Source organism: Pedobacter sp. CAN_A7, assembly GCF_015752175.1.
GTDB lineage: Bacteria > Bacteroidota > Bacteroidia > Sphingobacteriales > Sphingobacteriaceae > Pedobacter.
Window position 1 is genome coordinate 464,068 of the sequence record NZ_JADOUW010000003.1, and the last position, 26,399, is coordinate 490,466.

Here is a 26,399-nt window from a genome sequence, read left to right on the forward strand (position 1 = left end):
ATTTGTGTATAGTAAATATAAAGGAAAGCGAGTAACTATTTTACTTATACAAACAAAAGTTTAAGTGCTTTACAAAGCCGGTTTTTAAGGCTTACTTACTTGCAATTATCCATCATACTTTACGTTATTTTTAATAGATTCACCAAAAAATTTCAATTAACACCACAATCAGCGCTAACTTTTGCAAAAAAATAGCAATTTTAATGCATGATGAATGACACCATGGAAGACCAAAAAGGATTTACAACAACTATATTACATTCAGACCGTCTACTTAAACCAGAATTCGGAGCATTACATCAACCCGTTCATACTTCAGTAACCTGGGGTTTTGAAGACGTTCAGGGGCTTGTCAATGTATTTCAAAATAAAGCGAAGGGCTACGCCTATTCCAGACAGGGTAACCCGACTACGACGGCTTTGGAACATAAAGTCACGCAAATGGAACGCGGTAAAGCCACTGTGAGCTTTTCCACCGGCATGGCAGCCATTACAGCTACTATCCAGTCCCTCATGAAAGCAGGTGATCATATTATTGCGAGTTCCTTTTTATTTGGCAACACCCGCAGCATCATGCAAACCTATGCTGATATTGGCATATCCTTTTCATTTGTCGATGCGACCAACGTAGAAAACATCAAAAATGCCATTCAGGAAAACACAAAAATGGTCTTTGTAGAAACCATTGCCAATCCGGCAACTCAAATTGCAGACCTTGCACCGATTGGGGATTTTTGTGCCGAAAAGGGAATCATATATGTGGTCGATAACACCATGACTTCCCCTTATCTGTTCAATCCAATCAAGGTAAAAGCTAGTCTGGTCATTAACTCCTTAACAAAATACATCGGCGGCCATGGTGATGCCCTTGGTGGTAGTGTAACTGATACCGGCCTATTCGACTGGACCAGCTATGCTAATATTGCTCAAGTATTACGTGAACAAATCAAACCAGACATGTTGGGCATCACGCAGATCAGGAAACGAGGTTTACGTGATGGCGGTGGAACATTATCACCAGAAGCAGCACACACCATCTCGGTTGGAGCAGAGACTTTAGCCCTGCGACTGGAAAGGGCATGTCATAATGCACTTACCTTAGCCCAATACCTGGAAAATCACGACATGGTGAGTAAGGTATATTACCCTGGTTTAAGTAATCACCCACAACATGCATTGGCGGGTAACCTGTTTAAACACTATGGTGGTTTAATGAGTTTTTCGCTAAAAGATGGTATTGACCTTTTTGCCTTCCTTAACCGTTTGCAATTGGTAGTTAAATCTAGTAACCTGGGTGATACCAGAACGCTTGCCATACCGGTAGCACATACGATTTTCTTTGAACTGGGCGCAGCCAGCCGGGCAGAAATGGGTATCCCTGATTCTATGGTTCGTCTGTCGGTAGGTATTGAAGATACTGACGACCTGCTACAAGATTTCCGCCAGGCCCTCGAAGCCTGATTCGAATACCAACAAAATTCAAAGGAGCGGGTTATTGTACCTTATAACAATAGCCCGCTCCTTTATTGTGAAAGGATTAACCATCAGGTTTCAGTTACCTGTAGCTAAAGAACAACTAACATACGCTTACCCTAATTACTTAATCAGGTTTTTGTATAAACTGTTAATCACTTCTGCAGTCAGGTTAACAAAACCATTGCTTTCGACAGGATTAGCACCATTGGTGATTACCACAATACCAAACTTTTCTTTAGGATGGAAAAACATGGAACTATACAAACCGTAAGCTGAACCAGTATGCCCTTTTAAGGATTTTCCAGGAATTAAATTATCCACACTACGTATGGCAAGGCCATAACCATCCTCGGTTGATACTTGGGTCTGCATAATTTTAGCACTTTTCTTGCTGATCACATGTACGCCATCATATTTGCCCATGTTCATGTGCATGGTCATGTATTTGGCAAGATCCGGTGCAGAGATTTTCATCCCTCCGGTAGGCGAAAATATCGGCGTCGAATAACCCATTACATAGTTTTTTATTTCTTCCCTTCTGGGCGCATAGGCAGTTGGGGAAGCAGTGAAACTTTTTGTGGCTGCATCATATTCATATAAAGTGACAAAACGCGTACTATCTAAAGAATCGACACAATAGCCGCCATACAGCCCTAAAGGATCAAGAATGTGATGTTTCACATATTGATCGAAGCGTTCTCCACTCTCCTTTTCAATAATTGTACCCACCATGTTAAAATTGAGGTTACAATATTCATATCCTTTACCTGGTTGATATTTATTGTAACATTTTGCCCAGTCAGGGTTCTTGGCCGGATTAATCACATCGAGGTTAAAGTATCCTTGACTATCGTTAATACTGGAAGTATGGGAAAGCACCATTTTTAAGGTGATCACCGTCTCTGGATAAGCCGGATTACGCACTTTGAAACCAACCAGGTCACTAAAGTCGTCACTCAAACTTAACTTACCTTGCTCCACTAATTGCATCATCGCCGTTGCAGAAAAAGACTTGGAAATGGATGCAATTCTAAAAACATCGGTCTCGGTCATGGGCGTTTGGCTTTCTGTATTTTTCAGACCAAAAGCATGGGTATAGACTATTTTATTGTCTTTTACAACGGCAACAGAAAGGCCAATGGCATCGTATTTTTTCATGATGGCCTGTATTTCATGCTCCACAATCTGTGCGGAAGCACCAATGGAAAAAAAGATCAGTAAAAAAACGATGTACAAGGGGTTGTGACGATTAAATCTAAGCATGGTTCAAGATAATAAATCCCTGAACAATCGGCTATTATTCCTGTTAATTTCTCTACATCCAATTGATCAATCAGCCCATGCAGTATTCAACAACATGTATTACCTGTAACAACGCGGTGCAACAAGGCATTTATAATAGCATGTTTTATCCCAATCTGCTGTTTATGCTTTCCGCTTTTATTGTACTGGCTATCATCATTGTGGTTTTTTCCATACTCGCCACGCGTCGTTACCATAGTCGTTTAAATGCAAATTCTGGTTCCATGGAAAACAATTCCATCCCTTTAATGGCTGCAGCAACCGTATTGGGTATCGGGATCGGTGGTTTTATAGATGGCATCGTCTTACATCAAATCTTGCAATGGCATGAAATGTTAACGAACAAATTGCCCGCAGACACCCTGGTTAATAAAAGCATTAACATGTTCTGGGATGGCATATTCCATTTATTTACCCTGATTACCACCATTGTTGGTGTCTTTCTATTGTGGAACCTCTTACACAAAAAGACCATCAATACTTCTAAATACTTACTATGGGCTGGCCTGTCAATGGGCTGGGGGTTATTTAACCTGGTCGAAGGCATTATCGATCATCACCTTTTGAAGCTCCATAACGTGAGGGAATGGAGTACCAGTCAGGAACTATGGAATCATGGATTCCTTATATTCGGACTGCTGTTGATCATTTTAGGTTGGTATTGGCAAAAAAAAGGGGCCTCTATTCGAAGCCCCTTCAGACCAGAAGTCTGATTGGAAGTTTTTTACCCCGATTTACGAATAGTTTGTTGCCAGGTTTTACCACTGATATCTGTGAGCAGCAACATATACTCGCCCGCGGATAACTTAACGAGAATTTCGTCATGGATAGTTAAGTTGGCTTTTCCACCAAGTGGAATGACCAGGCTATGTGCACCCGGCTTCACCTTGGTTACATATTCATTTTGAATCTGTTCAGCTGGGAATTTCGCTAAATCATTTCCATCTTTATGCAGCAGGAGATCGCCATTGGCATCGAATAGCGATATCCCAATCAGAAAAGAACCATATACATCAGCACCTTCCACCCTGAAAACGCTGAAGGATAGTTTATCCTGTGTTAAGCGAGCGTCAGACAAGCTAAGCTCAGGCTTAATTGATTTATTATGAAGTGTACCCCATACCCCACCATGAAAATATTGGTTCGTAAATAAAGTCATAAACAGGATACTGAGCGATCCGATAACCACAAGTTTCTGCAGTCGCCCAGGCTCAACGGCTAATACACCGGAGCCTATAGTGGTAAACCACTTGTGCTTAGTGAAGATATAGGACCTGGAACTAAACCAATAATCCAGCGAATGTTTTCCACTTCCTGAAAGGAAAATAGTAAAACCGGCGGCTAATCCTAAGATACCAATTTGCCATTCATCTAAACAGGTGGTACCTAACCAACCTGCGCTTAATAAAATACCCATCGCCAGACTGAACACGCCCACACTCATCAGGCGGGTAAACAGCCCTAACATGAACAATAATCCCACAATCCCTTCTATGATGGTAAATGACGCCATAGACCACCACAATGCTTCGGGGTGTGTAACCAGGTATTCAATTATAGGCTTAATGCCCAGAGCATTTGGAAGAAAATGATTGAACTTTTCACCAATATATCCAGCTGCATCGGGATCCAGCTTGTTTTCTAAAATCAATCTTCGCCAAAAGGCCGAGAAGTAGGTCCAACCGACTACTAATCGAATAGACAAAGTAAAGAGGCCCGCCAATTGATAGGACTGGGCAGAAATTGTATTTGCTTGTTGCTTTCGCATAAAATATCCAAATTAAGAAGTAATTAAAATTTATAGCACTCTGATAAACAGATTACTAAGTAATAATCTTCCTATTTTGGTATAAGATATAAAGAGGGACCTGATCGGAGCCTTTCGCATCAGAAAGACCCCAATTTAATTTGTGGAAGGCTAGCATCAACCGAACAGGATGTCCGGTTAAAGAAGTTAATAAAAGCACTCCAACATCTTTCTTAACTTCTTTAAGCGTAATCAGGTTATTTACCTCTGTGACACCATTGCAAACACTATTGCTGGTTAAGGTTGCTTTAGAAGTATTTAAGGACTTGGTAACCGGAATGTTTAGCTGCGCATACAGAGTTTTCCGAACACTACATGATGAAATTATAACAGCCAAGGAGAGCACACCTAGAATAAGAAAATACCTGAACTGTTTACTTTGCTGTACAATTTTATTAGTCATCAATTCCACTAAAGGTAAACATTAAGAATAACAAGTCACTAAAACTCAATTTACAGGCTATAGTAACTACTATTTAGGTTGGCATTGGCCTTCTCTGCCTGCTCAATGATATTAAAATCTGAAAGAATTTCCGGCGCATCCTTTTTAACACAAACATTGTGTTCAAAATGTACAGCAGGCAAACCATCAGCGGTTACAATCGTCCAGCCATCATCAAGGGTGTAGATTTTACGGCTACCCATGGTAATCATCGGCTCAATAGCAATTACCAGGTTCTCCTGTAATTTCTTGCCACTACCCCGGCGACCATAATTTGGCACCTGTGGATCTTCGTGCATTTCCCTACCCACACCATGTCCTACCATTTCACGCACCACACCATAACCGTATTTGCCATTGGTATATTGGTCAATGGCATAACCGATATCACCGGTACGGTTACCCGTCGTGGCTTGTTTGATACCAATATAGAGCGATTCTTTTGTCACTTTAACCAACTGAAGGACTTCAGGAGTTGTTTCTCCAATGATAAAAGTATAAGCATGATCGCCGTGAAAGCCGTTCTTATATATCACGGTATCAATTGTGATCACATCCCCATCTTTCAGCACATATTTTCCCGGGAAGCCATGAACCACTTGTTCGTTCACAGATATACATAAAGAATAGGGAAAGCCATGGTAACCTTTACATGAAGGTATGCCACCATTATCCCGGATAAAAGTCTCCGCCATTTCATCCAAAGATAAAGTGGTGATGCCTGGCTTAAGTATTTTAGCCACTTCCGTAATAGTCGCACTCACCATCAAACAGCTCTCCTTTTGTATGGCTACTTCCTCATTTGTTCTATATAAACTCATTAAATCTATTTTTAAGCGCTTTTTTCTGCAAAAATACTAATGTTAATACAAATACAGGCATTAAGCCTGCTTTGAAAATTCGAGAACCATCTGAATATTGCAGCGCTCATAAGCCGACCCACAGCCAGAGACTTCCCGAAATCCTAATTTCCGATACAAATTAATAGCAGGTGCCAATAACGTATTGCTCTCCAGGTACAGGTTTTGAGCACCGAGGCTTTTAGCCTTCGCCATCACCGCCTGTGCTAACATTTGGCCTGCGCCTTTGCCCTGTACCCTTGGTGACACCGCCATTTTTGCTAACTCAAATGCATAGTCAGCATGAGTATTCCGCAGCAATGCGCATACTCCAACCGCTTCCCCCTGGTCTAAGGCAACAAATATATGCCCCCCTTTAGCAATGATCGACTGTTCAGGATCGTTTAACACTTTATGGTCCGCTTCTTCCAATTTAAAATAGGCAGCTATCCATTCTTCATTTAAATCAATAAATGCCCGTTTATATTGAGGCTGGTATTCCACCACCAGTATTTTTTTACTTTCCAATTCCATTGTTTCCTTCATCAAGTTCTGCAAATGTAAATAATCCACTTTACTACCCAAAGTTGTAGACCAGGAACCATGGCCAACACGCTTCGTCATTCGCAAAGAAATTGCGCTTTTTTTGAGATTTTAAGCAAAAAAACACCTTAAATGCAACAGATTTTTAGTATTTTGGGCTGATTCACTAAAAAAACATAACAAGACTACATGCTATTTACTGTATTGTCAGGACTAATAACATCGGGCCTTTTGATCCCTTTCGGAAAGTTTTTCCGTTCAAAGTGGAGTGCATTAATCGCGATTTTACCCATTCTTCTGTTTGTTTATTTCGCCAGTCAGATCGCCGCGATCAGTAAAGGGCAAGTATTTTTTGAACATACAAACTGGGTGCCCTCTTTGGCCATTAATTTCGATTTCCGATTAGACGGACTGTCCTTATTATTCAGTTTGTTGATTACCGGCATTGGCGCCTTTATTTTTATCTATGCCAGTGCCTACCTTAAAGGGCATCCTTATAAGGATCGGTTTTTCGGTTATTTATGCCTTTTCATGTCGGCCATGTTAGGGATGGTGTTATCTGACAACATCCTGTTACTTTTTGTATTTTGGGAGCTAACCAGCATTAGTTCCTTCTTTTTAATTGGCTTTAACAATGAGAGCCAAGATTCCAGAAAAAGTGCATTAACAGCATTGGGTGTGACTGGTTTAGGAGGTTTTTTTCTATTAGCAGGACTTATATTGTTGAGCGAAATTGCCGGTACCTATTCCATACAGGAACTCATGACTGCTAGTGAAGTCATTAAAGCGCATCAACTTTACCCAGTAGTAATAGCCTGCGTATTCCTGGCCGCTTTCACCAAATCGGCTCAGTTCCCATTCCATTTCTGGCTCCATGGTGCCATGAAAGCACCTACACCTGTATCGGCTTACCTGCACTCGGCCACCATGGTTAAAGCGGGAATTTTTCTGTTGGCCCGTTTTACCCCAATATTAGGCGATACACCGGCATGGAACTATACTTTAATGATCGTAGGTGGTCTTACGATGTTGTATGCCGCCATTCATGCTTTATTCAGGATTGACTTAAAAGGAGTTCTCGCTTATTCCACCATAGCAGCCCTGGGCATGCTTACGTTTTTAATTGGCCTGGGTACTAGAGAAGCGCTTATCGCCGCCTGTACATTCATAGTGGTGCATGCTTTATATAAAGCGACACTTTTTTTAATTACAGGAATTATAGACCACGAAACTGGTACACGCGACCTGACTAAACTTAGTGGCTTAAGGAAGGTATTGTTGCCTGTATTCGTTGCAGGCCTGCTGGCTGCCTTATCGAGTGCAGGTTTGCCACTCACTGTGGGTTTTATTGGGAAAGACCTGATTTACGAAGCTACTTTACATGCTGAACAAAACCTGGCGCTTTATTTAACCATAGCGGCTGTAGCTACCAATGTGTGTTTAGTCGTTGCTGGTTTTCTTGCCGGTATTAAACCCTTTACTGGTAAATTACCACAAGAATTTGAAAAACTCCATTTACCTGCCGCCGCCATGTGGATTCCGCCCTTAGTTCTTGCACTGGCAGGTGTTGCCTTCGGTATCTTCCCTGGCATCCTTGGCAATCAACTGATTAATCCAACGGTCAACGCTATTTCTATAGAAACCGTCAATGTGCACCTTAAGATATGGCATGGCTTTAATACGGTATTGGTGTTAAGTCTGTCCACCCTACTGGCCGGTACCATAATTTATGTAATTCATCATCCAAAAGCCAAAAAATTAGCGTTGGTAGAACGTTACGAAGGTTTGTCGCCACAAACATTTTTCAACAAATTTTCAAGCGCATTCTTCAATTTTTCTAAGTGGTATACCAACTTCCTGCACAATGGTTTTTTGAGGTCCTATATTTTTAAAATTATTATTTTTGCCCAGGCTTTACTGGCCTATGAGTTGCTGAATGGAGGCCCCATTTATATTGATTATAGTCAACTTTCGCCAATCAGTGTTTATGAAGGTGTAAGTGTTGGCATTCTTATCGCAGCAGTCATTTTAACGGTCAGTACCTCATCAAGGTTAACAGCGGTAGTGGCCACCAGTGTTATCGGTTATGCCATATGTTTGATCTTTGTGTTTTACAGTGCACCAGACCTAGCCATGACACAGTTTACCATTGATACCCTGACCGTGGTGTTATTTGTTTTTGTATTGTTCAATCTGCCCCCTTTCCTGAATTTTGCTAATAACCGCACGAAAGTACGGGACGCCATTGTGGCGATCAGTTTTGGTACCATCTTATCTTTAATTGCAATTAAAGTATTGCAAGTACCTACAGACATCGATATTAGCAAGTTTTATGGCGATTATGCCTACACCCTGGCAAAAGGTAAAAATGTAGTTAACGTTATTTTAGTAGACTTCAGGGGTTTCGACACCATGTTCGAAATTGTAGTATTAAGTATAGCCGCCCTGGGGGTGTATAGTTTACTCAAGCTGAAGTTAAAATCCTCTGAAAAAGAATAATCATGAGAAGTACCATTTTACAAACCGCATCGAATTATTTGTTGCCGATTTTATTTTTATTCTCCGTATTCCTACTGCTCCGGGGTCATTATTACCCGGGCGGTGGTTTTGTAGGTGGCCTGGTGGCGTCTATTGCCTTCGTGTTACATAGTTTTGCCTACGGCACAGACAACACCCTCAAAATACTCCGCTATAAACCCTTAACCTTAATTCCTATAGGCCTGGGACTTGCTACGCTTACCATGTTTTTACCTGTGTTATTTGGGTATCCGGTAATGACCGGACTTTGGTTTGATGAACCCATCCCCGTTATTGGCATGATCGGTTCAGCGCTATTTTTTGACATTGGCGTTTACCTGGTGGTCATTGGCGTAGTGCTTACCATTTTATTTACCATATCATCAAACACACCATAAATTATGGAATTACTACTTGTCTTCCTTATTGGTGTTTTATATGCTGCAGGCGTATTTCTAATCCTTAGGAGAAGTATGGTTCGCCTTCTTTTAGGAATTATTCTCCTGGGTAATGCCACCAATATTTTAATATTTTTATTGGGGAATATCACCAAAGGCAAACCTCCGATAATAGAACCCAACCTTAAAGTGTTCACGGATATTTACGCCGATCCTATTCCACAAGCGCTTATACTCACGGCTATTGTGATCAGTTTTGGATTAACCTCCTTTGCAATTGTATTGCTCAAAAGGGTTTATGCCTTAATTAACTCAGACGATTTAGACGATTTAAACACTCCGGAAGAAGAAGATATATGATTGATAACCAAATTATAGCCACCGTAATCATCCACCTGTTTACAGCTATTTTACAGCTAGGTTTCTGGAGAAAGACCGTCACGCAAAGGGTACTGAGCATTATCGGTTGTTTTACAGGCTTCTTATTTGCACTAAACTTGTTTACTAAAGTATTCAACGGAAGCATTTTAACCATGAACGCGGGCAACTGGGCAGCGCCTTTTGGTATAGTATTCGTTGCAGATACGCTGAGCACCACATTAGTATTACTGACTTCCATAGCAGCACTTGCTGTTTCTATATTTTCTGCTATTGGAGTTGGCAGGGCCAGAATGCTTTACGGCTATTTCCCGATTTTCCATTTCCTGATTATGGGTTTAAATGGTGCTTTTTTAACTGGCGATATTTTCAATTTATATGTATGGTTTGAAGTGGTCATCATTTCTTCTTTTGTGTTATTGACTCTTGGCGGACGGCAATCGCAAGTGGAAGGTGCCGTAAAATACATGGCCATGAACATCCTGGCTTCTACTTTCTTTTTAACGGGTATTGGTATCTTATATGGCATTACTGGCACCTTAAATATGGCTGATCTGGCCCTTAAAATACCTAAAGTAGCCGATCAGTCGATCGTTACCCTCACCTCCATGTTTTTCTTAATCGGTTTTGGTATTAAATCGGCAGTTTTCCCTTTATATTTCTGGTTACCTTCCTCCTACCATACGCCTCCCTCAGCCGTTGCCGCAACATTTGGCGGGTTATTAACAAAAGTAGGCCTGTATGCCTTGTTCAGGGTATTTACGCTTATGTTTATTCCAAATGATTTTATAAAAACGGTATTCATTGTCATGGGCATCATGACCATTTTAACTGGTGCATTTGGTGCGCTGATTAAAGATAATGTACGCCGCTTATTCTCTTACCTTATTGTTTGTCATATCGGTTTTATTATTGGAGGTTTAGGTTTATATACCAAGATTGCCTTACTGGGAGCCATATTCTACCTGATTCACGATATTATTGTGAAGACCAATTTATTTCTAATTGCTGGCCTGCTTCGGCAATTGCGCGGAACCATGAACATGAACAAACTAGGTGGCCTATATGCTGAATATCCTAAAATATCGTTAATGATTGCATTGGTGTTGTTTTCTTTGGCAGGTATTCCACCACTCTCCGGTTTCTGGCCTAAGATTTACCTTTTCGAAGCGGCATTTGCCAGTCAGAATTACTTTTTTATTATCAGCATTATCGTGGGTAGCTTTATAACCTTATATGTACTTGCAAAGTTATGGTCAGAAGTATTCTGGAAAAACGCATCAACTGATCCTGTTGTAATCGATAACTTCAAGCCACTAAAAGGCTATAAAAAAACGCTATTGGTGCTTCCAATAGGTTTATTAACACTTACAACTTTGTTTATTGGTTTGAATGCAGAAATGGTGATCCAGGTAGCCGATAAAATTGCAACAGAGTTACTCGACACCCGACCATACATTAAAGCAGTACTAGGAAAATAAAAACAGACGTTATGATTAAACACTTTTTAATGAATCTTCTGTTATCTTTTATATGGGTAGCACTAACAGGTTCTATGTATTATTCAAATTTCCTGTTTGGCTTTTTGCTCGGTTTTTTCATCATGTGGGTGATGAACAGAAACGAACTTGATCAACGTTATTTCTATCGGGTACCTAAAACTTTGGGCTTTGTATTTTTCTTTTTGTATGAAATGATGAAGGCCAATATTGCTGTAGCTTATGATGTGATTACACCAAAGTATTTTTTTAAGCCTGGCATTATCGAATACCCTATGGATGCCAAAACAGATTTAGAAATCAACCTGCTATCGACAGTTATTTCCATGACTCCGGGCACTTTAATCATAGATATTAGTGAGGATAAAAAATCGTTATTTATTCATGTCATGTACCTGAAAAATAAAGAACACTTTATTGCACAAACGAAAAACGGATTTGAAAGAAGATTATTAGAAATTCTACGATGACATTAGATACATATTTTGACTATGTGATATTTCCAATACTTACTATCTCTATTGTATTGGTTTTTATCCGCCTTTTTAAGGGCCCTGAGGTGGCCGATCGTGTAATTGCCCTCGACCTGATCATTACCATCGGTATTGGTTTAATTACTGCCTATAGCATTCGTTCCGGACAAGCGGTACTACTGGATGTGGCCATGATCCTCGCGCTGATTGCCTTTTTAGGCACTGTGGCATTTGCCTTCTATTTAGATAAAAATAAACAACCATGAACATTCTGATCGCTATATTCAGTACCATTGGCGCTTTAGCCATTCTATTTGCCTCCATTGGCATTTTAAGGATGCCCGACTTTTACCTACGCCTTTCTGTAACCGTAAAAGCAGCCACATTAGGAATTGGCTTATTGTTAGTTAGTGCTGCTATTTTTTTTCCCGATGTTTCGGTAACCACAAAAGCCATTGCCATTGTTTTCTTTTTAATTTTGACCGCTCCAGTAGCTGCACACATGATCGGTCGGACCGCTTACCATACTGGCATTCCTACCTGGAAAGGCACCATCATCGACGACCTTAAAAAGAATCAGCCATCGCCACCTCCTGTTGCAGACGTGATACCGATAAGTGCCCTGAAACGTAAATCAACAAAAAACCCTTCCGGAGAAGGGTCTTCATCTGATAAGATTTAAAAATCAAAAAAGTCGTTTAGGAAGGACTTCTTCTTTTTGTGTGGATATCGTTTATCGTGATCCTGACGTGGCTGATCATAACCATATTGTTTATAATCTCTGTCGTAATTTTCTTTACTGGAATAATGCGTGGCAGAACTGTCCATAATTTTTTCCAATTCACCCCGGTCCAGCCAGATTCCTCTACAGCTCGGACAATAATCTATTTCAACACCTTGTTTTTCAGTCATCAACAAGGTTTCATTGCAAGAAGGACATTTCATTTGTTAAAGTTTTAGTGAACAATAGTTTAAATACACTTGATAGTGCCTTAATAACGCTTAAGATACAGTTTTTTGTACATTCCACCTAACAAAGGATGCCTGTTAAAGATGATACACCTTTTACACGGCAGAGATAAAAAAATTCTTCACATTTATTATTTTTGTTTGTATAAACGCTTAAATACAACAAAATGGGATTAATGGGCTATTACCTGATTGCAGGTATTATGTTACTGATAGGCTTTATCGTGAGCAACAAGTTGAAAAGTAAATTTGCAGCGTACAGCCAGATCGGACTTCAAAACCGCATGAGCGGAAGAGAAATTGCCGAGATGATGCTGGCAGACAATGGCATTTACGATGTTAGGGTGATCTCTACACCTGGCCATTTGAGTGACCACTATAATCCTGCAGATAAAACCGTAAATCTGAGTCCTGATGTTTATGAAGGTAGAAGCATTTCTGCAGCGGCCGTTGCTGCCCACGAATGTGGCCATGCGGTGCAACATGCAACCGCATACAGCATGTTAACCTTCCGCAGTGCCATCGTTCCACTAGTTAACATCAGCTCACAGCTGTCTCAATGGATTATCCTTGCAGGCATGGGCTTCTTAATTGGCGGGGCTAATCCAACTGTTTTCCTGATCGGCATTGTCTTATTTTCAATCACCACCATTTTTACGCTGATTACCCTTCCTGTAGAATACGACGCCAGTAACCGCGCATTGAAATGGCTGGAAAGAAAACACATCACTGTAGGTGTAGAACATGATAAAGCCGCTGATGCGCTAAAGTGGGCTGCACGCACCTACCTGGTAGCGGCCATTAGCTCAGTGGCTACCCTGCTTTATTATCTGCTGCTATTTATGAATGGCAGAGACAGCGAATAATTATATGTAGCTAAACACTTGAGAATATGAAAATCCCATTTAAACCTAATGGATACAACTCCCTCTCCCCCTATCTTGTGGTGGAAGGCGCCAATAAACTAGCCGATTTGCTGAAGACGATTTTCGATGCAAAAGAATTAAGGAAATATGAAAATGGAGATGGAAAAATTGCACATATGGAACTGCTATTGGATGACAGTGTGCTGATGCTTGCCGATAGTACATCGACATACCCGGCCAATACAACCATGCTGCATTTTTATGTACCCGATGTCCAGCTCACCTTTCAAAAAGCCATAGAAAACAATTGTGAAGTGGTGGAACTTCCCATAAACAAAGAAGGCGACCCTGACACCCGCGGTGCATTTATGGATTTCGCAGGCAATTACTGGGCAGTAAGTACTCAAAAGTAAATAGAAATATGATTTTCTTTTTGTGTTATTTTCACTACATTTAATAGACGTTATTAAATGTAGTGAACCTTAAATATCACAGCATATGGCCTTTATCAGAAATACATCGCTGGCAATCTTATTTATTCTTAGCGCTGCTTTTGCCCCCTTTCATCACGGATGGTCTAATTATAACCAGGATAAAGTAAATGATTTTAAAACGGTCATTGAAGAATCTACATATGAAAACCCCCATGCCCTGGCTAAGGTAAAATATAAAGGCGCACAGTGGACCATCTACCTGGCCCCCGCTAGTCGCATGGCCGCACGTGGAGTATCTGCTGATATGATTAAAAAGGGAACGGAACTCCGCATTGTTGCTTATCCACACAAAACTGTTAAAAACGAAATGCGTGCAGAAAGACTTTTCATCAATGGTGAAAAATACGAACTGCGCTAAATGTTTAATCAGTTCCTGCTCCCATTGCTCAGTTTCCTCGAAAACTCAGCTTGGGCGCTTGCCATCCGCCAGTCCCTATGGCTGTACCCAGCGCTCGAAATCATCCATATCCTGGGCATTGTGATGCTGGTAGGTGGTGCAATATTTTTCGACCTTCGCCTGTTAGGACTTGCAAAAAACTTGCCTTTACCATCCCTGTCAGCTTACCTGCTCCCCCTTTCCAGGAGAGGACTTTTGCTGGTTATCCCTTCTGGCATCCTGTTATTTCTTACCAATGCAGAAACACTTGGTGTAGACCCTACCTTCTGGCTCAAAATGTTGCTTCTCGTCATTGCCGCACTAAATGCCCTGGTGTTCCACCGCTTCCAGCTTCTGCCAGTTAAACTTACAGCGCTGGTGTCTATTTTCGCCTGGATTGCTATCATAGCCTGCGGCAGGTTATTAGCCTATTAAGCGCTATTTTAGCATGCTATACACCCTCGAAACTTGGTATGGAATATAGTTCTGCCATTTCCATGGTGTATATTGATCTGCTATACCTAATTCCAGCAGTTTTTTAAAGATACTTTCCGCGTTATCACTGTTCGACATGATCAGCATTCCAGTACCACTATCTGGAAAAATAATACAATAATGCTGGAAACCATCGCCATGTCCTTCTTTAAAAGCAGCCCAACCCTGAGGAGATTTCAACAAGCCCCAACCTAATCCATAACTTAAAGAAATGGCATCATTAGCGCTGGTATCCTGACGTGACATTGGCCCAAACTGACTGACCGATCGCAAGCGGATCTGCGGACTAAACATTTGGTCTCGGCTTTCTCTGCTGATCAGTTTATTTTGCAGCACAGCTTCCAGAAAAATTGCATAATCATCAAGGGTCGTTTCCAGCGTACTTGCCGCACGGGCTTCATTATCCTTGTCTTTTTCATAAGATTTACCTTCTTTGTTGTAACCCAACGCATAATCAGCCTCGAAGTGCGGCAACCAGGTGTAGGCAGAATTCTTCAGCCGTAATGGACCAAAGATCTTTTCCTGCATCAGCTGTTCCAAAGATTTACCAGTTATTTTCTCCAATACCGTTTGCAGGTACACCATGCCCTCACCAGAATAGCTATACCTGCTGCCGGGAGGGAAGGCTATGTTAAGCTTTTGATCAGGATTGTCCCAACGCCAGTTTGGAAAACCTGTTGTATGATCCAGGCACATTCTTGCGGTAATATTTTTATAAAGGCTTTCTGTTCGCAAGGCACGGTAGTCATCCTGCCACTTCTTTTGTGGCGTATAATCGTAAATGGGTTTTGGCAAATATTCCTGTAAAGGTTTATCCAGGTTAAGCAATCCTTCTTCTACCAATTTCATAGCTAACACGGCAAATAAATTCTTACTTAAAGAAGCACCATATATATTCATGGCCGGATGTAAAGGCTTTAAAGCATCGTTACCGATGCCAAAAGACTTTTTATAAACCACTTGATGATCATTAAATACGGCTATTTCCAAGCCTTTAACCTGCGCCTGACTCATCAACAAGTCGACCTCCTTTTCAAGCACATCGCTGCTGATCACAGTGCCGTCAATCCTTTTTAAGGTAACAGCCTGTGCCATACTTACTATGGGTAGTATTAAAAAAAGCAGGGTTACACAGGGGTAACGTAATAACTTATCATCCATTGCACACCATAAGAATCAACTAGCATTCCAAATAATTCACTCCAAAAAACCTTTTGCAAGGGCATAATGACCTGTCCGCCCGCAGACAAAGCCTCAAAGTACCGGTTCGTCTCCTCCTGGCTATCAAAAGAAAGGCTGATGGTGAAGTTGTTTCCCATAATTAACGGCGGCCCCATCGAAGCCAGACTGTCTGTGCCCATCAGTACGGTATTTGGATCGATCGGTAAAGACACGTGCATCAACTTATTTTTATCTGCTTCATTTATTTCATCACAGCCAGGCATGTTTTCTTCCGTCATTTCACTATAACGCATCAATGACGTGAATTCGCCGCCAAACACTGATTTGTAAAAATTGAAAGCTTCTTCGGTTGTACCGTCAAAGTTTAAATATACATCTGTTTTTATCATAATATTAGGATTTATCCTGGTTTGAATACCTAAAGTTAGTCACGATTACTGACGCTCAAGTGGTGTATTCATGACAAACTAAGGGGTAAAAACGACAATGTTTATTTAATCTCAAACACGTAGCTGCCACTCTGCACCTGTAATGGTGACGTTACTAACTTCCCTTTATCGAAAACCTTTTGTCCGGCACTTACAGGGAAATGAATGGTTGCAGTAGAATTTGCAGGAACAGTCACCTCATAGGTCACCTTATTTTTCTTCCTTTTCCAGTAGGAGCGGATCGTTCCATAGGGCCCTTCATGCGTGGCTTCAAAATGATCCAGCCCTGCAACAAAGTTAGGCTTTAACAGTACATTTTTGAAACCTGGATGTTGTTCATCGATTTTAATGCCACCAAGGCCCTTATACAACCAGCCCCCTATTTCTCCAAACATCATGTGGTTCATGGAAATATCACGCGGGGCATTAATATCCCAATTTTCATACAAAGTGGTGGCGCCATTAGCAATCCACCAGCCCCAGGAAGGATAGGTATCCTGTGCTGCCAGCCGGTAGGCGGTTTCTGCTTGCCCATGATCACTCAGTGCATTTAAAATTGCTTTAGCACCCAATACACCCACATCAAGGTGCATTCCATCAGTAGCCACCCTTTTGGCCAGGTTTTCCGCTACCCGCAGCCTCAATTCTTCTGGGACCAGCCCCCATTGCAAAGCCATACTTAATTCCGTTTGTACCCCTGACGCATATATGGCTGTTTCTTTTTGCAGGTATTTATCGTTTATGGCTTGTTTAATTCGATCAGCAAGTCGCTGGTAATAAGCTGCATCTTCCATTTTATGAAATAATCTTGCCGCTTTGGCCAAAATAGTAGCATCCACGTAAAAATAGACAGAGGAGGTATACTCTAAGTTGGATGTTGATTTCACCGGTACCCAGTCGCCCCTACCAAAAGAGGTTAAGTGACCTACACTCGTTCCATTAACATAGTTAACATACCTTTTAATGTTTTCATAGCTATCCGCCAATAGCTTACTATCTCCATAAAACTGATAAATTTCCCAGGGAATAATGGCAATGGTGCTGGTCCAGTCGGTACCATTCGCTGTGCCATAACCCCAGCCGCCGGTTGGAATAATATCAGGCAACACCCCATTAGGCTGCTGTTCATCCCGGTGATCGGCCAGCCATTTTTCATATACCGTAATGCCATCGAAGTTGTATAAACCCGTTTCAATTGCAAAATGACCATCGCCTGTCCAGCCGTTTTTTTCGCGTTGCGGACAATCAGTCGGGTAGCCAAAAAGATTGGAGAGGTAGGAATTATTGGTGGCCCACCATATTTTATCCAGCAGTGGGTTTGATGAATTGATTTTCCCGGTAACCGGCACATCACTGTGCATAAAATAACCCGTCAGGCTGTTCTTTGTTAAGGAAATTGGCTTATCGCTCATCACTTCCACATATTGGAAACCCTTGTAATTAAACTTGGGCATAAATTCCTCCAGACCATTCCCCGCCAGGATAAAAATATCTGTCTGGAATGGATCCTGTTGGTCTATAGGTTTGTGATAGACATCAATATTACTCAAATCGGTTCTTCCATTCTCATATAAACGCTCCGCATGGCGAAGCCTGATCACCGTACCACGTTCTCCTTTCACCTTGATTTTACTCACCCCCGAAATATTCCTTCCCAGGTCAAACAGGTATGTGGTGTCATTAAACTTCTTCATGGATTTCACGGGTATTTCATCCACATTACGGATCGGGTGCATCAATTGCGAAACAATTTGAGGAGATGGCGCCGCCCTATACGAAACCCCCTTCCAATGTTGATCATCAAAATCTACCGTATTCCAACCCGGCTGCGCCAGTCGGGCATCATAATGTTCTGCTGTATAAATGCTATTAAAAATAACCGGACTTAAACTTGCCTTCCAGTCCAGGCCCGATCCCTTTACTTCTGTACTTCCATCCTCATAAGTTATCCTGATGTCCAGGCAAAACGTTGGTCTTGCACGCCATGGTGCCTTATCAAAATTCCATACTGCCAGCGACTGGTGGTTATACCAGCCGTTTCCTAATAACACGCCGATGGCGTTTTGGCCTTGTTGCAAGTTTGCAGTAATGTCATAGGTCACATACAAAGTACGCCTGTCGAAACGGGTATACATGGGATCAAGGCGGTGGTTGCCTATCTTATCACCATTTAGGTAAAGCTCATATAAACCGGCCACGGCAATATAAGCCCTGGCCGAACGGATTTTTTTAGTGGTGGTTATCTTGTTTCTGAAGTACGAAGCAGGCCGCAGATTCACATCATTACGGTCGCTGATCCAGCTACCTTTCCAGTTCTCCATACCCATCATGCCCGTTTCAAAACTCGACACCACCGAACGGCTCTCCTTCTTAGCCTGGTTCCAAAGCGTAATAGACCAGAAATAACGCGTAAAAGGCTGTAGCGTTTTACCCTTGTAGGTAATTAAATTGCTGTCGGCATATACCTTTTCCGAATCCCATTCTCCACCTTTACCTTGAGCAACCTGCAGGGAATCTGTACCTACATATACACGGTAGGCAGTTTGTAAGGCGCCTTGCTCAGGATCGCGCATGCGCCACGAAAGCCTTGGTTTAGGAACGTCCACACCGATGGGTTTGATGAGGTGCTCACATTTTAAGTCAACTGGCTGTGAAGCAGCAGCACCAGAAAAGGAAAGGAAAAACTGTAGGACTAAAGTCGCCACAAGGCTAAATAAATGGTTCGGTTTCATAGAAAATGTATAACTAAAAATTTGCGCACCTAAGTGGCGCTTGGTCTTACTTCAATCCTGCGCCAAATCAAAATATAAGGTAGCGCCCCACATACGTTGATGATCTTTGCGGTTCCTAAACTGGTTTTTTTTGCCTTGCGGACTTAATTGATCAGCTTTTCACGCCAATCAAATTTTAATGGATACGCTGATCTTTATCTATTCCTGAAAGATATTTTTTCTCCGTTTTTACCGCATTTTTTTGAGCAAACACACTGGTAATGATAGAAAAAAAAGGCATAACGAATATGTATTTTACAGCCTGAAATAATTTGTTTCTCATAAAAATTCATCTTTTGATGGCCTAGCCGGTAACCTATTTTAGTGCTTATCATTATGAATAACAATAAACTTGCTAAATAAAACTACGCAATCATAACCGCTTAGACAAAATAGCTATAAAAAATCAGTAGTAGCCCTTCTATAAATTCTATGGCATATGGTATGCAGGAGGCCAATATTTTCCAGTATTTGTTATCTTAGCCCTTGCTAAACACCACTATGAAAAACCTTTCTTTTTTTCTTTTGCTATTATTAACTGTGCATTTTTTGTCCGTCCAGCCGGCCTACGCTCAACAAAAAAGGGCACGTGATTTTGGTTTACATATAGGCGTGTTAACACCCGGAAAGCGAAATGCCATTACTGATGTATCGGGTGTTAAAGTGGGGCATGTGACCATAATTAAAGGCGATTCCATTCGTACCGGTGTAACGGCCATCTTACCCTACGATGGCAATATATTCCAACATAAGGTTCCGGCAGCTATCTTTACAGGAAATGGCTTTGGTAAACTGGCTGGCAGTACGCAGGTGACTGAACTTGGCCATATGGAAAGTCCTATTGTATTAACAAATACGCTCAATGTAGCCACAGGTATTGATGCCCTAATCGACTATACCTTACAACAACCAGGTAATGAAACTGTACAATCAGTGAATGCACTGGTTGGCGAAACCAATGATGGCTACCTGAATGATATCCGGGGGCGGCATGTGACCAAAGCTGACATATTAGAAGCACTTACTCATGCTAAAGCAGACACAATTGAAGAAGGTGCTGTTGGTGCCGGAACAGGAACCATATGTTTCGGCTATAAAGGCGGCATAGGCACGGCGTCGCGTTTATTGCCAAAAAGCCTCGGTGGTTATACTGTGGGTGTATTGGTACAAACTAATTTTGGCGGGGTGTTAACTATTGATGGGGTGCCTGTTGGCAAAACCCTGGGTAAGTTCGACTTTTCCAGTAAACTGATGAACAGTGCTGATGGCTCCTGCATGATCATTGTAGCTACAGATGCCCCGTTAGATAGCAGGAACCTCGAACGACTGACCAAACGTGCCTTTATGGGCCTGGCTAAAACTGGTGGCATAGCTTCTAATGGCAGCGGCGATTACGTTATTGCCTTTTCTACCGCAGCAGCGGTTCGTATACCCCATCAACCTGCAGAAGTAGCAAATCCTGTCGCTTATTTAAGTAACGACCACATCTCTCCTCTATTTATGGCAGCTATTGAAGCCACGGAAGAAGCCATCATCAATTCCTTGTTTGCCGGAGTTACGATGACCGGAAAACAAGGACGCCAGGTAGAAGCACTTCCCTTAGATAAAGTATTGCCTATTTTAAAAAAACACCATGCAATCAAAATTAAGTAAATACAGTCTGGTTAACGGCGAATTCTTTCCTGCCGCAAGCGCATCCTTAGGCATTACAGACCTGGCCATTCAACGTGGCTATGGCATATTCGACTTCTTTAAATCCATTAACGGGAAGTTTGTATTTATAGAAGACCACCTGGACCGCTTCTATTTTTCTGCTGCACAAATGCACCTACCCCTTAAGCATAGTCGCCAGGAACTTAAATCGCTTTTACAGGCCTTAATGGAAAAAAATGAACTGCTTGATTCTGGCATTCGCATTACCCTGACTGGCGGTTATGCTGAAGATGGATATACGATAGCTGAGCCTAATATGATCATCACCCAGCAAGCTTTTACAAACCCAACATTCAGCAGCCAGGGACTACACTTAATGACTCACCCGCACCAACGCCAACTGGCGGAAGTAAAAACACTCGATTACCTGATGGCCATTAGGTTGCAGCCCCTCCTGAAACAACATGATGCCGACGACGTGCTTTACCACGACCAGGGCATGCTTAGGGAATGTCCGCGTTCAAACTTCTTCATGGTTAACCACCAGCATGAAGTGCTCACCAGCGCCACAGGAATTCTGAAAGGTGTGGTTCGCAAACAATTGCTGAACTTAAAAATCAGTGGACTAACCATCGTAGAAAGAGACTTTAACCTTAACGACTTACAACAAGCTCAAGAAGCATTCGTCACCAGTTCTACGAAAAATGTGATGCCAGTGTCAAGCATCGACGGTCGCCATATAGGCAACGGACAACCTGGCGAAGTGACCCGAGCCCTGGCTGAGGCATTCAATAAACTGATCGCCTAACTAAATGATTAGGCTATAGTTATCGCTAAAAAATATTGGTATACTTGAGGAACGCAAATTTCTTCCATGTATAAATGTTTATCAGTGATTGTCCTTGGCCTGGTTATTTTATTTTACCCAATCTTAAGTTTTTCGCAAGAAAAATGGAGTCTGAGTGGTGAAGTGAAAGACGCCAAAAGCGGTGAATCATTGATAGGCGTGACGATACAGCTGCCAGGCAGTGATAACAATACGGCTACCAGCACCAACAATTATGGCTTTTACTCCCTCAGCCTGGGTTCAGGAAAAACCACCATCAGGGTGGCCTATGTAGGTTATGAGACACAGGAGATCACGGTAAACCTCAATGCCAACCGCAAACAGGACATTAGTTTGAGCCCCTCCGGCAATGTGTTGAATGAAGTGTTTATTACTACTTCAAACAGCAACGACAAGGTAAAAAATACAGCCATGGGACTAGAAAAACTCAGTCGCGAGGACATTAATAAACTTCCCGTCATCTTTGGAGAAAAAGATGTGATCAAAGCACTGCAACTGCTCCCCGGTGTTAAAAATACCGGCGACGGAAACGGGGGTTTCTTTGTGAGGGGTGGTGCTGCCGACCAGAACCTGATCATTTTAGATGAAGCCACTGTTTATAATCCCGACCATTTGCTTGGCTTTTTCTCCACCTTCAATGCCTACGCCTTAAAGGAAGTAACACTTTATAAAGGCAATATGCCTGCCCAATATGGCGGCCGTTTGTCTTCCGTTATGAATGTGATCATGAAAGAAGGCAATAACCAGCGCTTTCAAGCTGAAGGCGGCATCGGCCTCATCTCATCGCGCCTCAGCTTTGAAGGACCCATTATTAAAGATAAGGGATCCTTTTTCATCAGTGGCCGCCGCACTTACGTCGACCTGTTTCTTAAAGCAAGTTCAGATCCAGAGGTAAACGAAAATAAATTGTATTTCTACGACCTGAACCTCAAGGCCAATTATACCCTTGGTGCAAAAGACAGACTTTACATTGCCGCCTACCAGGGGCGTGATAAAATTGGCTTTGGCGAACAATTTGGCATTACCTGGGGAAATACAACCGGCTCCATCCGATGGAACCACCAGTTTAGTCCGAAAGTATTTTCTAACAGCTCGCTGATTTATAGCAATTATGATTACGATATTGATCTGGACATGGCATCCATCAACGGGCAGATTACCTCGCAGATCAAAGACTGGAATTTAAAGGAAGAAATCAAAGTTTATCCTAACAACAGCCACACCATAAGTCTGGGTGTAAATGCCATTTATCACCAACTGCGCCCAGGAACCTATGCTGGTGACATCTCTCTAATTAGCAAACCCCTGAATTACAGTTTGGAAAGTGCCGTTTATGCTTCTGACAGCTGGAAAGCAACCCAAAAATTGCATGTAGAATACGGCCTGCGGCTAAGCACTTTTGCTGCGCTAGGTGGCGACCAGCCATATTATACGTTGAATGGCGATAAGGAAATTGTAAACACTAGCTATTACGATGATCATACCAGTGCTAAAACCTATGTTAACATTGAACCGCGACTGGCCATAAGTTATTTACTCAACGACCAATCCTCCTGGAAAGCTGCATATTCCAGGAACAGCCAATACCTCCACCTGCTCAGCAATACGGGCTCCGGCAATCCAACCGATAAATGGGTGTCATCGAACCTAAATATTAAGCCAGGAATTTCCGACATGCTTTCCCTGGGTTTGGCCCGGAACCTCCGCAAAAACACCTTTCAGCTTAGTGTGGAAGCGTATTATAAAAAAATGCAACACCAAATCGACTATAAGGATGGCGCGAATGTATTGAGCAGTGAACCCATAGATCCGCAGTTGCTTTATGGCGATGGCAGAGCTTACGGACTGGAAATATTACTACGGAAAAATGCAGGCAAATGGACTGGCTGGCTTGGGTATACATTATCCCGTACCGAAGTACAAATAGAGGGTATTAATAATGGCGGCTGGTATAATGCCCGCCAGGACCGTAGTCACGACATCAGCTTAGTGGGCATGTATCATGTTAACCAACAATGGGATATATCGGCCAGTTTTGTGTATTACACTGGTCACGCCGTATCCTTCCCAAGTGGAAAATATGATGCCGACGGGCAGGTCGCTTTTTATTATGCCGAGCGTAATGGCTATCGCATGCCAGCTTACCACCGACTGGATTTAAGCACCACACGCAGGTTTAAACCTCGAAAACACTATCGCACAGCGCTTTCATTTGGTTTATTTAATGCTTATGGCCGCGAAAACGCTTACTCCATTAGCTTTAGGAAAGACCCTCTGGATCCCGATAAAACGCAGGCCGTACAAACCTCTTTATTCAAGTTCGTCCCTTCCATATCCTATAACTTTAAATTTTGACCATGAAAATCCCCATCCTGCTATTCATGATAGCGATATGTTTGTTATCCTGTGAAAAAATTATTGAGGTGAAATTAAATGATTCGGAGGCTATGTACATTATTGAAGGGGAAATTACCGATGCAGAAGGCCCTTATGAGGTTCGCGTAAGCCGTTCCAGGAACTTTAATGATATCAATGGATTTACAGCAGAAAGCGGGGCCATGGTCATCTTATTTGACCTTACGCAGGGTGCTGCCGAAAAACTTAAGGAGGCCAGTGCCGGTGTTTATAAAACCGCCCACACTAAAGGCAAACGTGGCCATGTCTATAAACTGGAAGTTACAGCAGGTGGTCGTGTATTTACCGCAACATCAACAATACCGAACATTAATGTGCGACTGGAGCAATTATATACTCAGGTATCCGATTATCGCGACAATGATATTTATGTGGTGCCGGTTTACACAGATCCGGCAGGAGTTGGCAATTACTACCTGTTAAGGCAGTACGTGAACGGCCAATTTATTCCAGGGTCGGTGGCAAGATCAGATGAGGCTACTGATGGCAATAGGATGTTGCAGGCACTTACCTATTTGATTGATGAAAACCACGGCCGGTTGAGGATTAAAGTCGGCGACCGCATTAAAGTAAGTCTTCAAGGTGTTGATAAAGGTGTTTATGATTATTTCAGGACGTTTGAAAACACAAGTACCATGAATAAAAGCAACCCTGCCAACCCCTTAACCAACTTTTCTGGCGGAGCCCTGGGGGTGTTTAATGCCTGTACAGTGAGTGTACTAGAAGCCACAGTAAAACCCGAGCGGCCCTAAATCAGTTTTCGTAATTTTTCTTGCATTTCCTGTATGGCGGCAACAATCATTCTGCACCTGGCCGTATTTAACTCGGTCTCTTCCTTCACGTTGTCGTTATCTTGTGCGAGTAAATCGTCAATTTCCTGGGACAGAAATTGATATTTAGCTTTAATTTCAATGAAATCGTTCTCCAGGTTTTTCGCCGACATTTTATTCGTGATTAAAAGGTCCGTTATCCTGAACTTTATTGGCCTTGATGCAATAATACAGGGCAACTAAACTCCATACACAAACCAACATTTTGTCGGTGGTATAACCTTCATCCAATACCTCAAGCAACTTAATGATGAGGGTTAGGACAACGAAAATAAAGATGACAATGAGCACGATTTTACCAGCCATGCCGCAAATTTAACATAAATTTAATAGGCGGCTGTGTTCTCACTAAGATTGATTGATAACTTGTGGTAGTCTACTTTATATGGGCTCTATATCTCCTCTATATCTGGTTCGGTAAAAGTACTACCAGATATACATCAGATATACACCCAACCAAGTTAATAACGAGGCCACTTACTCCTGCTGTCTAAACCATAATGCGCTGATTGTAACAGGAAATTTAGTAAATCGTACGCCTTTTGAACCAAAGGATCTGATAATTTTTCTTACATTAGATAAGCTAAAAAGGCCTAAAATTTCTCAAATATCTCTAAACTCATGACTATGGAACCTTTTGAAATTACAGTAGACGACGTGGTTCTAACCATCGAACCACAAAAAGATCAAAGTTACAAAGTATTTGAAGCGGGCATACCGATTGGTCGTGTTACGCCCGACCTCGATGCCGGAGCCTGGAAACCAGTGGAGCTACTCACTGATGAACATGCTCAGAAAATTGGTCAGGCGATAGATAAACATTAATATCAATAGGTTTACACCTTAATGTTGCCTTCAATAGAATCATCGAAAGTTTCACCTACCACCGCACCATAGGCTCTTTTAACCAGGGCTACGGCCATGCTGTGCTTAGTATCCCAGTAATATCCCTGACTAGGTATAAACTTTAACACCGTGATTCTAGGGTCGTCCTTACCTTCGGTAAACCAAGTTTTCATCATGGGATCCCATAATTCCGCAATTTTTGCTTTGTCTGTGCTGATCATCACTTTGCCAGATAAGGACAGATAATCACTATAAGATGATCCCTGAAATAGCAGCTGAGCTGTAGGATCCATGCCTAATTCCTTATTCTTGTGGCTATCTTCAGCACTCAGAAACCAGAAGTTTCCTTCTTCATCAATCTTTTCAGGTGCCATAGGTCGGGTGGCAAATAATCCGTCTGCATCGTTCCTGGTGCAGAAAAAACAGGAAGAAGCCTTCTCGGCAAGCTCTTTTACTTTTGCTAAAGCCTCAGGGCCAAATAAATTTTTAAAGTTATCTTCTGGTTGGTTTTTGTTAATCGAATCCATATGACTAATTTTTAGTGAATAGCTGT

31 protein-coding genes are annotated in these 26,399 nt (G+C 42.0%); 18 read left to right on the plus strand and 13 right to left on the minus strand.

Annotated features, from left to right (window positions below; all coding sequences use genetic code 11):
* The first annotated feature begins 207 nt into the window (after positions 1-207).
* Complete coding sequence (locus IWX76_RS13460) at positions 208-1,461, plus strand: cystathionine gamma-synthase family protein (RefSeq protein WP_196860482.1); 1,254 nt, start codon at positions 208-210, stop codon at positions 1,459-1,461.
* Positions 1,462-1,596: 135 nt separating this feature from the next.
* Here IWX76_RS13460 and IWX76_RS13465 read toward each other — a convergent pair whose 3' ends face one another.
* A complete protein-coding gene (locus tag IWX76_RS13465; RefSeq protein WP_196860483.1) occupies positions 1,597-2,739 on the minus strand; it encodes a serine hydrolase domain-containing protein in 1,143 nt (380 codons plus the stop codon).
* A gap of 140 nt (positions 2,740-2,879) precedes the next feature.
* Between IWX76_RS13465 and IWX76_RS13470 the strand changes: the two genes are divergently transcribed.
* Positions 2,880-3,491: a DUF2243 domain-containing protein gene (locus tag IWX76_RS13470; protein WP_196860484.1), complete on the plus strand. Its 612-nt coding sequence runs from the start codon at positions 2,880-2,882 to the stop codon at positions 3,489-3,491.
* 11 nt (positions 3,492-3,502) lie between these two features.
* Here IWX76_RS13470 and IWX76_RS13475 read toward each other — a convergent pair whose 3' ends face one another.
* From IWX76_RS13475 to IWX76_RS13490, 4 genes are read right to left on the minus strand one after another with little or no spacing between them, the layout of a single operon-like run.
* Positions 3,503-4,546: a TQO small subunit DoxD gene (locus IWX76_RS13475; RefSeq protein ID WP_196860485.1), complete on the minus strand. Its 1,044-nt coding sequence runs from the start codon at positions 4,544-4,546 to the stop codon at positions 3,503-3,505.
* A gap of 55 nt (positions 4,547-4,601) precedes the next feature.
* On the minus strand, positions 4,602-4,988 hold the full coding sequence (locus IWX76_RS13480; protein WP_196860486.1) for a hypothetical protein: 387 nt from the start codon (positions 4,986-4,988) through the stop codon (positions 4,602-4,604).
* A 50-nt stretch (positions 4,989-5,038) separates the two neighbouring features.
* Entirely contained in the window at positions 5,039-5,848 is an 810-nt protein-coding gene (gene map, locus IWX76_RS13485) for a type I methionyl aminopeptidase (RefSeq protein ID WP_196860487.1), read from the minus strand.
* A gap of 60 nt (positions 5,849-5,908) precedes the next feature.
* The gene (locus tag IWX76_RS13490) at positions 5,909-6,490 is read right to left on the minus strand and encodes a GNAT family N-acetyltransferase (protein WP_196860488.1); all 582 of its coding nucleotides are present in this window, start codon (positions 6,488-6,490) and stop codon (positions 5,909-5,911) included.
* Positions 6,491-6,598: 108 nt separating this feature from the next.
* Between IWX76_RS13490 and IWX76_RS13495 the strand changes: the two genes are divergently transcribed.
* Genes IWX76_RS13495 through mnhG form a run of 7 tightly spaced genes read left to right on the plus strand, consistent with a single transcriptional unit; the run spans position 6,599 to position 12,356 of the window.
* Positions 6,599-8,908: a putative monovalent cation/H+ antiporter subunit A gene (locus IWX76_RS13495; RefSeq protein WP_196860489.1), complete on the plus strand. Its 2,310-nt coding sequence runs from the start codon at positions 6,599-6,601 to the stop codon at positions 8,906-8,908.
* Positions 8,909-8,910: 2 nt separating this feature from the next.
* Positions 8,911-9,324 carry a Na+/H+ antiporter subunit B gene (locus IWX76_RS13500; RefSeq protein WP_196860490.1) on the plus strand — a complete coding sequence of 138 codons (414 nt, stop codon included), beginning with the start codon at positions 8,911-8,913 and terminating at the stop codon, positions 9,322-9,324.
* 3 nt (positions 9,325-9,327) lie between these two features.
* A complete protein-coding gene (locus IWX76_RS13505) occupies positions 9,328-9,684 on the plus strand; it encodes a Na+/H+ antiporter subunit C (RefSeq protein WP_196860491.1) in 357 nt (118 codons plus the stop codon).
* On the plus strand, positions 9,681-11,183 hold the full coding sequence (locus IWX76_RS13510; protein WP_196860492.1) for a proton-conducting transporter transmembrane domain-containing protein: 1,503 nt from the start codon (positions 9,681-9,683) through the stop codon (positions 11,181-11,183). The genes IWX76_RS13505 and IWX76_RS13510 overlap by 4 nt, the downstream gene beginning before the upstream one ends.
* A 29-nt stretch (positions 11,184-11,212) precedes the next feature.
* Positions 11,213-11,671 carry a Na+/H+ antiporter subunit E gene (locus tag IWX76_RS13515; RefSeq protein WP_334641929.1) on the plus strand — a complete coding sequence of 153 codons (459 nt, stop codon included), beginning with the start codon at positions 11,213-11,215 and terminating at the stop codon, positions 11,669-11,671.
* The gene (locus tag IWX76_RS13520; RefSeq protein ID WP_196860494.1) at positions 11,668-11,940 is read left to right on the plus strand and encodes a monovalent cation/H+ antiporter complex subunit F; all 273 of its coding nucleotides are present in this window, start codon (positions 11,668-11,670) and stop codon (positions 11,938-11,940) included. Before IWX76_RS13515 ends, IWX76_RS13520 begins: the two co-directional genes overlap by 4 nt.
* A complete protein-coding gene (gene mnhG, locus IWX76_RS13525; protein ID WP_196860495.1) occupies positions 11,937-12,356 on the plus strand; it encodes a monovalent cation/H(+) antiporter subunit G in 420 nt (139 codons plus the stop codon). The genes IWX76_RS13520 and mnhG overlap by 4 nt, the downstream gene beginning before the upstream one ends.
* Here mnhG and IWX76_RS13530 read toward each other — a convergent pair.
* Positions 12,353-12,586, minus strand: coding sequence for a zf-TFIIB domain-containing protein (locus IWX76_RS13530; protein ID WP_442952258.1), 234 nt, complete (start codon positions 12,584-12,586; stop codon positions 12,353-12,355). The two genes, mnhG and IWX76_RS13530, sit on opposite strands and share 4 nt — an antisense overlap.
* Before the next feature lie 224 nt (positions 12,587-12,810).
* On the opposite strand from IWX76_RS13530, the gene IWX76_RS13535 reads away from it, so the two are divergent.
* The 4 genes from IWX76_RS13535 (at position 12,811) to IWX76_RS13550 (ending at position 14,814) form a co-directional block, all read left to right on the plus strand.
* Positions 12,811-13,509 carry a zinc metallopeptidase gene (locus IWX76_RS13535; protein ID WP_196860497.1) on the plus strand — a complete coding sequence of 233 codons (699 nt, stop codon included), beginning with the start codon at positions 12,811-12,813 and terminating at the stop codon, positions 13,507-13,509.
* A 26-nt stretch (positions 13,510-13,535) separates the two neighbouring features.
* On the plus strand, positions 13,536-13,922 hold the full coding sequence (locus IWX76_RS13540) for a VOC family protein (RefSeq protein ID WP_196860498.1): 387 nt from the start codon (positions 13,536-13,538) through the stop codon (positions 13,920-13,922).
* Positions 13,923-14,007: 85 nt separating this feature from the next.
* Positions 14,008-14,361: a DUF6152 family protein gene (locus IWX76_RS13545; RefSeq protein WP_196860499.1), complete on the plus strand. Its 354-nt coding sequence runs from the start codon at positions 14,008-14,010 to the stop codon at positions 14,359-14,361.
* The gene (locus IWX76_RS13550) at positions 14,362-14,814 is read left to right on the plus strand and encodes a hypothetical protein (protein WP_196860500.1); all 453 of its coding nucleotides are present in this window, start codon (positions 14,362-14,364) and stop codon (positions 14,812-14,814) included.
* Between the two features lie 3 nt (positions 14,815-14,817).
* Here IWX76_RS13550 and IWX76_RS13555 read toward each other — a convergent pair whose 3' ends face one another.
* The 4 genes from IWX76_RS13555 to IWX76_RS13570 all read right to left on the minus strand — a co-directional run bounded on the left by IWX76_RS13555 (position 14,818) and on the right by IWX76_RS13570 (position 19,538).
* On the minus strand, positions 14,818-15,969 hold the full coding sequence (locus IWX76_RS13555) for a serine hydrolase domain-containing protein (protein WP_196860501.1): 1,152 nt from the start codon (positions 15,967-15,969) through the stop codon (positions 14,818-14,820).
* A gap of 32 nt (positions 15,970-16,001) precedes the next feature.
* Positions 16,002-16,445, minus strand: a complete 444-nt coding sequence (locus IWX76_RS13560) for a VOC family protein (protein ID WP_196860502.1) — start codon at positions 16,443-16,445, stop codon at positions 16,002-16,004.
* 101 nt (positions 16,446-16,546) lie between these two features.
* Entirely contained in the window at positions 16,547-19,216 is a 2,670-nt protein-coding gene (locus tag IWX76_RS13565) for a glycoside hydrolase family 78 protein (RefSeq protein WP_196860503.1), read from the minus strand.
* A 175-nt stretch (positions 19,217-19,391) separates the two neighbouring features.
* Positions 19,392-19,538 carry a hypothetical protein gene (locus IWX76_RS13570; protein ID WP_196860504.1) on the minus strand — a complete coding sequence of 49 codons (147 nt, stop codon included), beginning with the start codon at positions 19,536-19,538 and terminating at the stop codon, positions 19,392-19,394.
* Positions 19,539-19,795: 257 nt separating this feature from the next.
* Here IWX76_RS13570 and IWX76_RS13575 point away from each other — a divergent pair, with 257 nt between their 5' ends.
* The 4 genes from IWX76_RS13575 (at position 19,796) to IWX76_RS13590 (ending at position 24,922) form a co-directional block, all read left to right on the plus strand.
* The gene (locus tag IWX76_RS13575; protein ID WP_334642012.1) at positions 19,796-20,908 is read left to right on the plus strand and encodes a DmpA family aminopeptidase; all 1,113 of its coding nucleotides are present in this window, start codon (positions 19,796-19,798) and stop codon (positions 20,906-20,908) included.
* Entirely contained in the window at positions 20,889-21,716 is an 828-nt protein-coding gene (locus tag IWX76_RS13580; protein ID WP_196860506.1) for an aminotransferase class IV, read from the plus strand. Before IWX76_RS13575 ends, IWX76_RS13580 begins: the two co-directional genes overlap by 20 nt.
* Before the next feature lie 66 nt (positions 21,717-21,782).
* Positions 21,783-24,110 (plus strand): TonB-dependent receptor, encoded by a 2,328-nt coding sequence (locus IWX76_RS13585; RefSeq protein ID WP_196860507.1) that lies wholly within the window; start codon positions 21,783-21,785, stop codon positions 24,108-24,110.
* A gap of 2 nt (positions 24,111-24,112) precedes the next feature.
* Positions 24,113-24,922 carry a DUF4249 domain-containing protein gene (locus IWX76_RS13590; RefSeq protein WP_196860508.1) on the plus strand — a complete coding sequence of 270 codons (810 nt, stop codon included), beginning with the start codon at positions 24,113-24,115 and terminating at the stop codon, positions 24,920-24,922.
* Here the strand turns inward: IWX76_RS13590 and IWX76_RS13595 are convergent.
* Together IWX76_RS13595 and IWX76_RS13600 are read right to left on the minus strand one after the other, a co-directional pair.
* Positions 24,919-25,113: a hypothetical protein gene (locus IWX76_RS13595; protein ID WP_196860509.1), complete on the minus strand. Its 195-nt coding sequence runs from the start codon at positions 25,111-25,113 to the stop codon at positions 24,919-24,921. The genes IWX76_RS13590 and IWX76_RS13595 overlap by 4 nt on opposite strands.
* Before the next feature lies 1 nt (position 25,114).
* Positions 25,115-25,306, minus strand: coding sequence for a hypothetical protein (locus IWX76_RS13600; RefSeq protein ID WP_196860510.1), 192 nt, complete (start codon positions 25,304-25,306; stop codon positions 25,115-25,117).
* 321 nt (positions 25,307-25,627) lie between these two features.
* On the opposite strand from IWX76_RS13600, the gene IWX76_RS13605 reads away from it, so the two are divergent.
* Positions 25,628-25,825 (plus strand): hypothetical protein, encoded by a 198-nt coding sequence (locus tag IWX76_RS13605; protein WP_196860511.1) that lies wholly within the window; start codon positions 25,628-25,630, stop codon positions 25,823-25,825.
* Between the two features lie 11 nt (positions 25,826-25,836).
* On the opposite strand, the gene IWX76_RS13610 is transcribed toward IWX76_RS13605, so the two are convergent.
* Positions 25,837-26,373: a pyridoxamine 5'-phosphate oxidase family protein gene (locus tag IWX76_RS13610; protein ID WP_196860512.1), complete on the minus strand. Its 537-nt coding sequence runs from the start codon at positions 26,371-26,373 to the stop codon at positions 25,837-25,839.
* Positions 26,374-26,399: the final 26 nt, after the last annotated feature.